13 protein-coding genes are annotated in these 12497 nt (G+C 49.7%); 8 read left to right on the top strand and 5 right to left on the bottom strand.

Annotated elements, in window-relative coordinates; genetic code table 11:
- Positions 1 to 16 precede the first annotated feature (16 nt).
- Positions 17 to 841, bottom strand: a complete 825-nt coding sequence (locus tag ACL2XN_RS01955) for a helix-turn-helix domain-containing protein (RefSeq protein ID WP_413730014.1) — start codon at positions 839 to 841, stop codon at positions 17 to 19.
- A gap of 339 nt (positions 842 to 1180) precedes the next feature.
- Between ACL2XN_RS01955 and ACL2XN_RS01950 the strand changes: the two genes are divergently transcribed.
- A complete protein-coding gene (locus tag ACL2XN_RS01950) occupies positions 1181 to 2539 on the top strand; it encodes a radical SAM protein (RefSeq protein ID WP_413730012.1) in 1359 nt (452 codons plus the stop codon).
- A gap of 100 nt (positions 2540 to 2639) precedes the next feature.
- Here ACL2XN_RS01950 and ACL2XN_RS01945 read toward each other — a convergent pair whose 3' ends face one another.
- Entirely contained in the window at positions 2640 to 2858 is a 219-nt protein-coding gene (locus ACL2XN_RS01945; protein ID WP_413730011.1) for a hypothetical protein, read from the bottom strand.
- Positions 2859 to 3209: 351 nt separating this feature from the next.
- On the opposite strand from ACL2XN_RS01945, the gene ACL2XN_RS01940 reads away from it, so the two are divergent.
- Both ACL2XN_RS01940 and ACL2XN_RS01935 read left to right on the top strand, forming a co-directional pair.
- On the top strand, positions 3210 to 3641 hold the full coding sequence (locus tag ACL2XN_RS01940; RefSeq protein WP_413730010.1) for a universal stress protein: 432 nt from the start codon (positions 3210 to 3212) through the stop codon (positions 3639 to 3641).
- Between the two features lie 49 nt (positions 3642 to 3690).
- Positions 3691 to 3846: a hypothetical protein gene (locus ACL2XN_RS01935; protein ID WP_413730009.1), complete on the top strand. Its 156-nt coding sequence runs from the start codon at positions 3691 to 3693 to the stop codon at positions 3844 to 3846.
- Between the two features lie 951 nt (positions 3847 to 4797).
- Here the strand turns inward: ACL2XN_RS01935 and ACL2XN_RS01930 are convergent.
- On the bottom strand, positions 4798 to 4944 hold the full coding sequence (locus ACL2XN_RS01930) for a hypothetical protein (RefSeq protein ID WP_413730008.1): 147 nt from the start codon (positions 4942 to 4944) through the stop codon (positions 4798 to 4800).
- Positions 4945 to 5456: 512 nt separating this feature from the next.
- Positions 5457 to 6164 carry a TetR/AcrR family transcriptional regulator gene (locus ACL2XN_RS01925; protein WP_413730006.1) on the bottom strand — a complete coding sequence of 236 codons (708 nt, stop codon included), beginning with the start codon at positions 6162 to 6164 and terminating at the stop codon, positions 5457 to 5459.
- Between the two features lie 253 nt (positions 6165 to 6417).
- On the opposite strand from ACL2XN_RS01925, the gene ACL2XN_RS01920 reads away from it, so the two are divergent.
- A complete protein-coding gene (locus ACL2XN_RS01920) occupies positions 6418 to 6594 on the top strand; it encodes a hypothetical protein (RefSeq protein WP_413730005.1) in 177 nt (58 codons plus the stop codon).
- Between the two features lie 34 nt (positions 6595 to 6628).
- Complete coding sequence (robA, locus tag ACL2XN_RS01915; protein WP_413730004.1) at positions 6629 to 7504, top strand: MDR efflux pump AcrAB transcriptional activator RobA; 876 nt, start codon at positions 6629 to 6631, stop codon at positions 7502 to 7504.
- Between the two features lie 571 nt (positions 7505 to 8075).
- Here robA and ACL2XN_RS01910 read toward each other — a convergent pair.
- A complete protein-coding gene (locus tag ACL2XN_RS01910; RefSeq protein WP_413730003.1) occupies positions 8076 to 8807 on the bottom strand; it encodes a hypothetical protein in 732 nt (243 codons plus the stop codon).
- A gap of 619 nt (positions 8808 to 9426) precedes the next feature.
- Between ACL2XN_RS01910 and ACL2XN_RS01905 the strand changes: the two genes are divergently transcribed.
- The 3 genes from ACL2XN_RS01905 to ACL2XN_RS01895 are packed head-to-tail and all read left to right on the top strand — an operon-like array spanning position 9427 to position 12467.
- A complete protein-coding gene (locus ACL2XN_RS01905) occupies positions 9427 to 10398 on the top strand; it encodes a tripartite tricarboxylate transporter substrate binding protein (protein ID WP_413730002.1) in 972 nt (323 codons plus the stop codon).
- Between the two features lie 38 nt (positions 10399 to 10436).
- Positions 10437 to 10958, top strand: a complete 522-nt coding sequence (locus ACL2XN_RS01900; protein ID WP_413730001.1) for a tripartite tricarboxylate transporter TctB family protein — start codon at positions 10437 to 10439, stop codon at positions 10956 to 10958.
- Between the two features lie 9 nt (positions 10959 to 10967).
- A complete protein-coding gene (locus ACL2XN_RS01895) occupies positions 10968 to 12467 on the top strand; it encodes a tripartite tricarboxylate transporter permease (RefSeq protein ID WP_413730000.1) in 1500 nt (499 codons plus the stop codon).
- Positions 12468 to 12497 lie beyond the last annotated feature (30 nt).

Below are 12497 nucleotides of genomic sequence, written 5' to 3'. Positions count from 1 at the left end.
GACCGGCGCACGACGTTCAATAGTGGGTCGGCGATACGCCGAACATTTGCCCAAAGGCGAATGTAAAAGCAGCTGTGCTGGAATACCCCAGGTCGAGTGCGACCTGGGTTACGCTGCGGTTATTCTTCAGCATGACGACGGATTCCAGCAGACGCATGTGTTTTTTCCATTCGCCGAAAGTTACGCCGGTCTCTTTTTTGAAACGGCGCGAAAAAGTCCGCACAGACATGCCGGTTTTGGCGGCCCATTGAATAATGCCGTGCGCGGCGTCCGGTGTCGACTGGATCTCCCGGCACACTCTCATCAGCGTGGGAGACGACGGCCACGACAGCGAGAAACCGGCATCCGGCAGCTTTTGCAACTGTGCGATCAAAACTTTAACCAGCATGCCGTCGTGCCCTTCGCTGTCATACTGTTCCGGCACGCTTTCCGTGGCATGGTGAATGAATTCGCGAATGAAATCGCTGATTACCACCACCCGGCAATTGTTGTGGTTGACCGCCACGAAATCGGGCTTGATATACAAGCTTTCCAGCTGGACATCGCCGGTGGTCAGCAGCCGATGCGGCATGTTTTCCGGGATCCACACGCCATAGAACACCGGCACAATCAGCGTCTTGCTTTCAATTTCCACCCGCATACCACCTTCGCGCGAATACAGGAATTCGATGAACGGGTGCTGATGCTGACGGATGAACGTCCCTTTTTGCAACAGACAGGTTCGAAAATAGACCGGGCGCGGCAGCGACAAACGTTCAGGCACCGCAACAAGTTGATTTGTCGCATCTTCGTGAAGTGGGGTTCGAGAAATCTGCAACATAGTATGACCGTTATTCGACATGAATCATTCTTTGATAATAACACAGGGCTATTCGGTTTGCCTGATCATAAAGAGTTCTCAATTTCCATCGATAGATGAACATTCTTTTTAATCATAACAAGGATACTTGAATGGGGAAAAGATTAATGATACTCCGTTATACCACAAAGAGATAACGCCTTATTAACAACCTTAATAGATTTTATTTCCACGAGAGATTGAGACGCTTATTGTCTTTATTAGGTGAATATCAATCTCTCTATGAAGCGTCATTTATATGCAATCGATGTGTTTATCAATTGCATGTGTCATTATTTTATTTGAGGGGTGAGTAAATATATGGAAAGGTTAGGCGATAAGATGAATAATTTCATCATCACATCCATGTCACCGGTTGTCTCAACCTTGATTAATAAGGTTGATGAAAATAGCTTTGAAAGAATTTTCTCCGTCGGCGCCAAATTTGCCGGCTCCAATAAAGACGATTTACTGGCCCTCGCCAAACTTTGTCATGATCGGGATCCGATGCTAAGCAGTTGGATCAGGGCGCTACGAGGATTGAACAAACATGCCCGCGCTAAGTTAATCAAAAACCTGTTGTTCAACCATATGCTCTACGGCGCGAACATTCGCGACCAACAAGGAAAGCACTATTCCACACACATCCCATTTTTAGTGTTGATTTCTCCTACCTATGCCTGCAATCTGCGCTGTAAGGGCTGCTACTCCGCCCTGTACGGTGACCGCTATCATTTCGAAGAAAGCGAAATGATAGATATTCTTCAACAATTCTATGATTTGGGGGTCCGCTTCTTTACCCTCACCGGCGGGGAACCCTTCGTTTATCCCTCTATCATGCGGATCTTTGAAAAATTCAACGACTGCTATTTCATGGTGTACACCAATGGCACGCTGTTGACGGAGTCGCGGGTCAAAAAACTGGCCAAACTAGGCAACGTCGCAACCACTATTTCCATTGAAGGCTGGGAGGAGATGACCGACTGGCGGCGCGGCGAGGGGGTGTTCAAAAAAATCGTCGAATCCTACCATCGTCTGCATGACGAGGGTCTGATGTGCGGCGCTTCTATAATGGCTACGCGTAAAAACCACGATCAACTGATGAATGACGACTACTGGCGCTTCATCAGCGAACTGGGTGTGGAATACGTGTGGGTATTCCAGTATATGCCCATCGGACGCGACGCCACCTTCGATCTGGTGCCGACACCGCAGCAGCGTTACGAGCGATTCCATAAGATTGAACAGCTGCGACTGTCCGGTCAGTTCGCTTTCATTGCCGACTTCTGGAACCACGGTTTCCTGGTGAATGGCTGTATGTCGGGCGGCGCCAATTATTTGCATATCAACGCCAAAGGTGGCGTCGAACCCTGCGTGTTCCAGCAGTACGCAGTGGATAATATTCGGGAGAAGAGTGTGATAGACGTGCTGCATTCGCCGTTCTTCGAAGGGTTCAAGCAGCAAATCCCGTTTAACACCAACCTGATGCAGCCGTGCCCAATTATTGATAACCCGGGAAAATTCCGGGAACACATTCTGAAGCACGGAGCCAAACCACAGCATGAGGGTAGCGACAGCTATTTCAAATTTAGTCATGAACTGGATGAACTGGCGCAGGAGTGGAAGAAATATGCTATTAAAATCTGGGATCAGGAGGGTTATAGTGAACACTATAAAGCTGAAATCGGGCAATATCGATAACGGCAATATCACCACCGCAAGATAATTTCTCGTGCTTTAAACCTAAAAATTCGGGCTGTCCGCCGCGTATTCCGCGCGAAAGCCGGCTCGTTTCCGTTGCTCACGCCTTGTCGTCGAGCGACGGTGCCAACAGCATTTGGTTATTCTCACCCAAGTCGGCATAGGTTTCGGGCAGCGTCCAGACGCAGCAGCAGCATTGCAGGTGCGTCAGCATCACCGGGTAGCCGCTCAGATTCAGGCGCCGAGGCTTGTCAAGTGCATTTGAAACTTGAGAATTCGTGCCCACCGAAGCGCAGCTTTGTTCGAGATGTTTCGCCAACTGGATCGCAAATGATGAGCGATGAAGTGGAGTAAAAATTGAGCTCAATAAGTTGATGCAAATATAGGAGATATATCTATACACCTTACGCAGCGTTAAAATTAATTATGGACATAAAGTAATTATTCGAATTAATTGATGGATTCGAATGATCACGGTCACTGAAGCACTATCTGTCGATGCTGATCGACTATTAAGCTAAGTCATGGTGTTTTGGCAGGGGCAACTCCATTGTATTGAAGCTCCGTTTAACATGAAGCTCACTGCTGCATCAGGAGTCCGTCTTTGCAATTTTTTATCCGAAGGGAGTAAAGTGATAACTTCTTCATTTATTCATATCAGGAGAACATAATGTATCAGTCAATTTTATTACCTGTTGATATCAGTGAACATGAGCTAACAGTGAACGCGTTAAAAGAGGCGGCCTACCTGATGGAAAAATCGCAGGCCAGTCTGCGTCTTCTGTATGTGATATCCACGATGCCGGACTACTTTTTAAGCCACTTCAGTGCATTGACACTGCAGTACGAGGATACAGTGACGGAAGATATTAAACAGCAGTTGGATATCTATGCGAAATCATTGACTCTGCCCGCGGACAGGCTCACATCTAACGTACGCCAAGGCGCTATTTATGATGAAATATTAAAAGAGGCTGATGAAATTAATGCTGAGCTCATTATTATCGGATCCCGGCGCCCCAGTATGTCAACTTATTTGCTGGGATCTAACGCCGCCGCTATAGTCCGTCACGCTAAAACCTCCGTACTGGTAGTGCGTTAACACCATAGACATTCCCCGAGCTCAGACCGAAGGCTCCTCCCCAGTCAAGGTGAGCACCATTGAGGAAATAGCCGCCCGCAATTATCGGACGGTTTATGATGCGCTGGCATCACAGACGCCAAGCATCGAGATGACCCTGGGAGAGGATTATGGCAATACCTGGCAGCCCGCAGCGAATGCCCTGGACCTGAGCGGACTGGGATAAAATCATACGTGGGTATTAATCAGCTGGCCGTCGAGGACAAATTTCTCGCCAGGATCGGGTTGTCCAAATTCGCCCACAGCTATCCCGCCGCCTTGTTGGGATGAATATGGATGAACCTTTTGGTGCCCTGGATGCACAAACGAGAGTCCTGATGCAGGAAATCTGCTGAATATATGTCAGGAGAGTACAGGCCACCGTGCCGTTCGTCACCCACGATATCTACGAAGCGATTTTTTTTCGGCAATCGGATTACCGTAATGAGCGCGTCCCCCGGCACCATCCTTGAAGAGCTGTCGGTCAACCTGCCCCCGCCCCCACGCGTTCGACAGCATGACGTATCTCGTTTTTATGGCGCTGCGCCAACGCTGCCTGGCATTATTAACATATGAAAACCGTAAAGCCTTTAATGAAAAACATCATTGAATCCGCTAATGACGTTGGCTGATTATGCGGATTCCGGCAATAATAAATAGTCGATTCGTGGCAAAAGAAATTCACACGCGCTACCTGACGAAAGAAAAATAACCATAACAATCAATTGACGAATCAATTTCTTCATATTAAAACGGATATATTATAGGTTTTGATGCCCTGTTTTTCCCATGAAAATCCAGATGTCATGAGAAAAACCAGGCGAAACGTGCGCTGTGCGTTTGACTATTATCTGATCTTTACCAGCACTTGCATCGATGCCAAAATCGTTGTATAAATTTTATGCAAGTTGTTGTGAACTACACCTCCAGACAGCTCGGGGCTAAAAGACTAGACAGACCGCTCTCACGGTTTTGTCCCTCTCAAGGCTAAAGCCTGCGTTACATCCAGCAGTATGGACGCACTTCGAAAAGTTTGAATGGTGATGTTTTAGTTGTAGTGCGATACCACCCCTTCCGTTATGCGGGCATTTTTCCTATGTTCGCCCTTTGAGACCGGCAGTTGTGCCGGCCTCCTCTTTTATTGCTTACCATAAATTTTTTTATCCCTGCGTTTTATCGTTTGCCCCTGCGACCCCTGTGGCTGCAAATCTTTTCCTTCAATTTCGCCCATTTTACCTTCCATTCCACGCCATACTTCTGCCCTTGCCCGTGTCACTTCGGCCACACCCTCCACACCCTCTAACCTGTAAGTATATTGCTTCAGTAAGTTAAAAAGTTCTGACTACAAGAATTTTGCCGATGCTGATCAAGGCGATATAAGCCGGCAAATAATGAGACTGCCGTAGGTATGCAATCTTATCGAGTCCGACTCAGAAGTGTACGCGACATCTTAGCAGACCCGGATTTGTTTCAAATTCCCAACCGTTTCGGATTGACGGTATGTTGTGTGCCAGCGCCCTGCACCAAAAACGGTCACGGTAGGCAACGTACGCGCAATCAGAGGTATGGAGTACTATCCCTCGTTCACGTAACGACGGCAAAAAAGCGCTTTATCATCAAGAAGATATATACGAGTATTTACAAAAATATATGCTATTGACGGCGGCGATGTGATGGTATCTTTTATTACTGATATTTATGATAACGAGAGTTCTGGTAATGGCATTGCTCAATTTGTCATCAGGTTACGTTAACGGCAGTGTAATGGTAACTCGACGATACATAGCAGAGACACTTTCAATCAGTGTGCCTTGCCCTGTCATTGACGCTGTGGACATCATTGTCATTCAACCCAGGCAGTATAAGACGCAAAGCAGAGTTAATCCGGTCTAAGAGCAGTTCGTTGCTTACTACCACTGTTTTACCTAATAAGGCACGGAAATGCAGATCTCCCATTGCAGCACTGAAAATTGTCATGGACAAATATTCAGGGTCGCCGATTATCAATCCAGGTTCAGATGCCTTCAAGCGAACCAGTCCTGTGGCTAAATAAGCTTGGCTTGTTCGCATAATTCGCTCATGAAAATCTTCGGCCAGACTCGGCGACCGCCCGGCTTCTGAAATCAACAAGCGTGCCAGAAGAATTTGTCTTGGCAGCAATATGTACTGCATCATCGCCAACAAATCGGTTCGAAACGCCTCCCTGGGACAGGCTGCCGCCTCGCACATTTTATCGTGGTTAAGGGGGAAGGCTATTGTATCGCTGAATAGCGCCACCAGCATATGTTCCTTATCGGGGAAGAACCCATAAACCGTCCGTTTCGACATACCGGCAGCGCGGGATATCCCCTCCATCGTGGCGGCACCATAACCCTCAGTCATGAAAATTCGTTCAGCCGCCGCCAGAATACGTCTACAACGTTCCTCAGCAGTACAAACCTGAGGGCGTCCAAGTTTGGCTTTGACTTGGCCCCCAGGTATTTTGGCTAATCCGGTGCTTGACATTAAGAAACGATTCCGTTTTTATTTATTTAAAAAACGATATCGTTTTTTAAGGATTAGTGCAATATATCTGTCTGTAAGCATCCATTAACGAAAAGGTGAGATCTTGGCCCGTTAATCTATAGCCTTTTGAATTTTAAAAAAACTACCCTCGGAACCCAGTCATTCCGGAGAATTTTACGAGATCGGGCAAGCGATCCATACCACACCTGCCCGTCAACTTTCGGTATTTTTTATGAAAAGGTCGTATATGCCCATGCCAGCGGAAAACATTTCAAATCAATTGCTGCAAGAAGAAATTGCCCTAATTATCGGTTTGTCAGTCATGGAACTGATGCGTAAAAAAGAAACACTCTCTGCGCAGGAAGACGTGAATAATACCCATCATGTCGCCCACTATTCTGTGCGATTTATCATGGATAACCTAGCGTAACCAGACACCCATGCTGTACCACAAGGGAAAAGCCATGGCTGAAGCCGATACCATCTACAGTCTGCTGTACTGGCTAGATAACCACCTTGACCTGCCGCTTAAGCTCGACAATGTCGCAGCAAAATCGGGTTATTCAAAATGGCACCTGCAGCGCATGTTTCGTTATGTGACTGGCCAAACGCTGGGCGCCTATATCCGGGCGCGCCGGTTATCCCGATCAGCCGTGGCGCTACGTGTTAGCAGTCGTTCCATTTTAGATATTGCTTTACAATACCATTTTGATTCCCAGCAAACATTTACCCGTGCGTTCAAAAAACAATTCGGGATCACGCCGGCCGTTTATCGTCAGTCCGCCGATTGGCCGTCAAAAGGCCTTTGTCCCCCCATTCGCATGGAGGCGGCCACATGGCCACAACCGGATTTTATCAAGCTCCCAGATATGTCATTGATGGGGGCGCCCCAGATTTATCACACATCACTTGAACACCTCAGTCGCTTTCTGCATTCTGACCTGCGTTTGTATTTCTGGCAGCAGTTCCTGGACAAAGTCAATACTGTGCCACCATTCCTCTATGGATTGCATCGCTTAGTGGCGGGAGCGGCCAATGATATAGAACAGGATATCACGTTGCATTACACCACAGCCGTACCAGCAAAAGAGTATATAACATGTATGCCGATGGCTGGACCGGTGATGATAGAAGGTGGAGATTATGCGCAGTTTACCTATGAAGGGGCCATTGAAGGATTTCAGGATTTTATTATCCTGATCTACGATACCGCCGTGCCGCTATTGGGATTAACCCGCCGCCAAGGACAGGACATTGAGCGTTTCTCTCTAGGCCAACAGGTAAAGGCATTTCCGGAAAGCATTGTGCGATGTGATTATCTTATCCCCATTCTTCGGTGAAATTAATGTTATTTTAACATGAGTATTTCTTTACCGTTGCATGTCATAATCTCAGATTATCCTGGCGCCGTTTCAAAGCAAGACAATGCAAAACTGCCGATTTCTTCTAGAAAAATTTGCCAATTCAGACATAGCGGAAACATGGATAAGCGAGCGATCTTTTACGATAATGAACAACAGGCTGACTTTTAACTTTCATTTCACAGTGCTAATCAAAAAAGCCAGAGAAAGCTCCGGCCGTTCAGCAGTAGTACGTTGGCATCAAACTCACAAGTATCACTCCCTGCCTCGTAGTGCCAGGGTCATTTGGCACACGCGAGGCGGTAAAATATCATCAATAAAAGCGGTGCCTCAGGTATTAAGAAAATAGACGTTAGCCACCATTCGAGGAGAGTTGTTGCATTCTTCCCGATAAACAGTCGCTTGAGTGTCTTTTTCTGGCAATATTGGCATTTCATCCTTCTAGTTAGTTCAGACAAAAAAGTATGACCACTATTAAATCTTTGCCATTATTGGCTGCAACCAGGACCTTTTGGGTTTCTGTAGACATCCATTCTGATTAATAGTTTGATTAATCCCTGCCGTAATGAATGGGGTCATCCTTGTGCAACTCATCATAAAGCGGCGGATAATAAATATAGTCCGAGATTGGTTGGGAAAACCAAGCTAAACACACCACACAAAATGCGCATATTAATGCGATCATTGACAAGCTTTTTCCCCATATACCTGTGAACGATAGGAGTTCCCACATTAAAGAAACCCCTTGCCCATTGGGGGAAGACAGATAAAAATCAACTATGGACAGAAACATCACTGACGCAACCAATCCGCCAATTGTTCGTCGTTCTTCGTTCACCTGCTGCCGATTTCTCTGATGTTCCTCGTAACGACGCATGAGAAACTCATCGTGCTGACGTAAGGCGAGTTTTCTGACGCGTTCTGCTGGTACCTCTCCATAGAAAGGTTCGCGAAACTCGTAGCCGAAAGTCTTGGGAAATGAGGAAATCAACTTCCAGGCGATCCCTTGGAACACAGCAAATATAGTGGGAAAGCCAATAGATGCCAGCAAGCAAAATGACATCGCGGCTGCGACACGAAATCCAAAATCCCGCCACAGATTCAAGGACTCATCTGTCCAAAATAATAAACCATGGTGTTCACGCAAGAGTAAGGCGATGTCAACAAACAGCACGACACAAGAAAATTTCAACGCCCATTGCCATTCCCAAGCCTTTTCAATGACACCAAAACGTGGAATAGAAGGTTTTTCATCTTTTTTTGTTTCTTGATCATATGACATAAGTTACGCACCTCCTCAGTAAATAAACGGATTTTCATCGAAGCTTCGCCGCCCTTACACTTACGCCAAGCTTGGCCATAAACAACCAAGTCAAAAGACCGGAATAGAACAGGCGATGCGCATATCTATTCATGTTCAGCATGAATGTCCTGTCAATGTATGGATGCTTTCATTGACTAAGGTGCTTAGGTTATTACCTGTTTTATCACCATTCATAGACTTTGATTTTAATTGGCCCTTCCATTAAGGCGACAGGTTCATGTTTAGTTCCTCGATTCGCTCAAAAATTTTGCCCTAAACGTTTCGAAAAAACAACACAGTGAAATTGGACAATTATCGGTACCTAGTTTTGACCTGCTCCCACTGGTTAAGCCATCGTCAGATTAGTAATGTTTTGTTTTCCGATGCTGCTAGACAGCGTGGCTTCAGGCAGGGCAATCAGAAGTGACGAGGGACAAATCCACATATGCCAGAATGAAGGAAAATAGATTTCAGCGGATTGAAATGCCGCTGATTTAGGCTAATAGTTGCTAACCATAGCCAGTTTAATCAGTTAATTAACGCCCGCCTCGCCGGTAAGATAACTTTATGTATCCTTTTATTACCGGAGAAACGCTCCATGATACCATACAAAACCCTGGTTATGGGCCTGCTTATCTCGACGCTGGGGGTGGCCAACGCCGACGAGAGCGCCACATTTCCCCAGAAACCGGTCAAAATCATTGTACCGGTGGCGGCTGGCGGCAGCGCCGATAAACTCACGCGCGTGCTGGCGGAAAAACTCAGTGAGAAATGGGGCCAGTCGGTTATTGTGGAAAACGTCACCGGCGCCAGCGGCACTATCGGCAGCGCCAAGGTGGCAAAGGCGCCCGCCGACGGCTATACCCTGCTGCAAACCGGCGAAGCATTAACGCTGAACGCGCTATTATTCAAAAAATTACCCTACGATTCCGCCACCGCCTTTGCGCCGGTGATCAAAGCCGTGGTCAATCCACAAATCCTGGTGGTTAATCCCGATCTCGGCATCGATACGTTTGCGCAATATGTTGCCGTTACCCGGGACAAACCCGGCACCATCAGCCTTGGGCTGCCCACCAACGGCGGCATTGCTCAAATCGCCCATGAAATGCTCAATCAGCGGACCGGCGGCAAGGTGACCTATATTCCTTATCCCGGCGGCGGACCGGCGGCGGTGGATGTTATCGCCGGCCATACCAACGCCACGCTGATTACCCTGGCTGCGGTGACCGAATATGTTAAAAGCGGACGGTTAAAAGCGCTCGCGGTGACCACGGCGTACCGGTCGCCGGCGTTGCCCGAGGTGCCGACCATGGCCGAATCAGGCCAGCCGGGTTTTAGCGTCGAAAGCTGGCAGGGTTATCTGGCGCCGGCCGGCACGCCCACCGCGATTATCGATCGGTTGAACCACGATTTCGCCGAGGTGCTGCGTTCTCCCGGGGTTAAGCAGGAATTGGAAAACCTGGGTTACGGCGTGAAGGCCAGTACGCCGCAAGAGCTGGCCGAAACGCTGTCTGGCGATGCGACGCGTTATGGCAAAATCGTCCGCGACGCGGGCATCAGTATTCAATGATCGCGATTCCACGAATATAAGACTTAAGGTGGCAGGATGTGAGTATCTCTTCTCAGACCAGCGCCGCGGCGCGCCGTGGCGGCGTACCGGCCATACGCCATCAGCAGAATTTCTGGTCCGGCTGTTTTTTTTTCGCGGTCGGCGGCGGTTTTAGCGCGCTGGCGGCGCAATACCCGATTGGCGCCGCTTCCCGGATGGGCGCGGGGTTTTTCCCGCTCCGCCTGGGCATCTTATTGGCGGCATTCGGTCTGCTGGCGATTTTTTCATCATTGTCATGGTCGTCGCCCCGCCGCGATCGCGCGTCCGCCGCGCCGTCGTGGCGGGCAGGAAAATTGGCCTGGATATTGGGCGGGACCACGGTGTTCGCGCTGTTGCTTGAACCTGCAGGGCTGGTGATTTCGCTATCGCTGCTGGTGATGATTGCCAGTAAAGCCAGCAACCAGTTCACCCTTAGCGGCACGCTAGCCAATGCGGCCGTACTGGTGACGTTGAATGTGGCGCTGTTTATCTGGGGACTGGACCAATTAATCCCGGTCTGGCCTGCGTTTATTACCCACTAGGGTTTGGTTATGGCGTTATTAGCGCATCTGATGCTGGGTTTCAGTACCGCGTTGTCTTGGGAAAACCTGCTCTATTGCTTTGTCGGCTGTACGCTCGGCACCCTGATCGGCGTGCTGCCCGGACTGGGGCCAGTGGCGGCTATCGCCATGCTGCTGCCCGCCACCTATGCCCTGCCGCCGGAAGCCGCGTTGATTATGCTGGCCGGCATTTATTATGGCGCGCAATACGGCGGATCCACCACCGCCATCCTGCTGAATATTCCCGGCGAATCCGCCTCGGTGGTCACCACCATCGACGGCCATCAAATGGCGCGGCAAGGCCGGGCCGGCGTAGCGCTGGCCACCTCGGCCATCGGGTCGTTCTTTGCTGGCAGCGTCGCCACGCTGGTGCTGGCGGCCTTTGCCATACCCTTGACGGAAGTCGCTTTTCGCTTCGGCCCGGCCGAGTACTTCTCGCTGATGTTTCTCGGACTTATCGGCGCGGTGGTGCTGTCGTCCGGCTCGCTGCTGAAAGCGCTGGCCATGATTGTCCTGGGGCTGCTGCTGGGATTGGTGGGCACCGATATCAATTCCGGCGCCCAACGCTTTACCCTGGATATTCCGGAACTATCCGACGGGCTGAGTTTTGTCGCGCTGGCGATGGGCATCTTCGGTTTTGCGGAAATCATCCGCAATCTGGAGGATAACGACGGCAAAGCGGTCAACGTCAGCAAAATTTCCACTCTATGGCCGGATAAAACCGATTTTAAACGTATGCGACCGGCTATTTATCGCGGCACGCTGCTCGGCTCGATACTGGGATTATTACCCGGCGGCGGCGCGACGCTGGCATCCTTCTCGGCTTATGCGTTGGAGAAAAAAATCAGTAAATACAGCGCCGAATTCGGCCATGGCGCCATCGAGGGCGTAGCGGGACCGGAAGCCGCCAATAACGCGGCGGCGCAAACCTCGTTTATCCCCCTGCTGACGCTGGGTATTCCCTCCAACGCCGTGATGGCGCTGATGGTGGGCGCGATGATGATCCATGATATCCAGCCGGGGCCTCAGGTGATGACCAATAATCCCGCGTTATTCTGGGGGCTGCTGGCCTCGATGTGGATCGGCAACCTAATGCTGGTGATCCTGAACCTGCCGCTGGTAGGCCTTTGGGCCAGCCTGCTGCGTATCCCCTACCGCTACCTCTACCCGGCGATCCTGGTGTTTTGCTGTATCGGCGTGTATTCGGTGCAAAACGCGGTGTTTGACGTACTGCAGGCGGTCGGTTTCGGCCTGCTGGGATACGTATTGTTAAAACTGGACTGTGAACCCGCTCCGCTGTTGATGGGATTCGTCCTGGGTCCGCTGCTGGAAGAGTATTTCAGGCGCGCCCTGCTATTGTCCCATGGCGATTTGAGCACATTTGTCACCCGCCCGCTGTCGGCGTCCCTGCTGGCTGCCGCCGCCGGGCTGATCCTGCTGGTCGCGCTGCCGGCCATACGCCGCACCCGGCGGGAGGCGTTTCGGGAATAAACGCGGTTTTCCCGCTTTCAAGCGCCAAAC

Origin of the sequence: Sodalis sp. RH22 (genome assembly GCF_047324165.1) — a bacterium.
GTDB lineage: Bacteria > Pseudomonadota > Gammaproteobacteria > Enterobacterales > Enterobacteriaceae > Acerihabitans.
Note: the sequence above shows the minus strand (reverse complement) of the source record. Positions and strands in the feature narration are given on the sequence as shown.

What these genes read in the sequence shown, in the direction of transcription:
- ACL2XN_RS01955 (WP_413730014.1), bottom strand. Translation starts at nt 841, where the DNA reads ATGTCGAATAACGGTCATACTATGTTGCAGATTTCTCGAACCCCACTT.
- ACL2XN_RS01895 (WP_413730000.1), top strand. Translation starts at nt 10,968, where the DNA reads ATGGCGTTATTAGCGCATCTGATGCTGGGTTTCAGTACCGCGTTGTCT.
- ACL2XN_RS01950 (WP_413730012.1), top strand. Translation starts at nt 1,181, where the DNA reads ATGAATAATTTCATCATCACATCCATGTCACCGGTTGTCTCAACCTTG.
- ACL2XN_RS01905 (WP_413730002.1), top strand. Translation starts at nt 9,427, where the DNA reads ATGATACCATACAAAACCCTGGTTATGGGCCTGCTTATCTCGACGCTG.
- ACL2XN_RS01940 (WP_413730010.1), top strand. Translation starts at nt 3,210, where the DNA reads ATGTATCAGTCAATTTTATTACCTGTTGATATCAGTGAACATGAGCTA.
- ACL2XN_RS01920 (WP_413730005.1), top strand. Translation starts at nt 6,418, where the DNA reads ATGCCAGCGGAAAACATTTCAAATCAATTGCTGCAAGAAGAAATTGCC.
- robA (WP_413730004.1), top strand. Translation starts at nt 6,629, where the DNA reads ATGGCTGAAGCCGATACCATCTACAGTCTGCTGTACTGGCTAGATAAC.
- ACL2XN_RS01925 (WP_413730006.1), bottom strand. Translation starts at nt 6,164, where the DNA reads ATGTCAAGCACCGGATTAGCCAAAATACCTGGGGGCCAAGTCAAAGCC.
- ACL2XN_RS01910 (WP_413730003.1), bottom strand. Translation starts at nt 8,807, where the DNA reads ATGTCATATGATCAAGAAACAAAAAAAGATGAAAAACCTTCTATTCCA.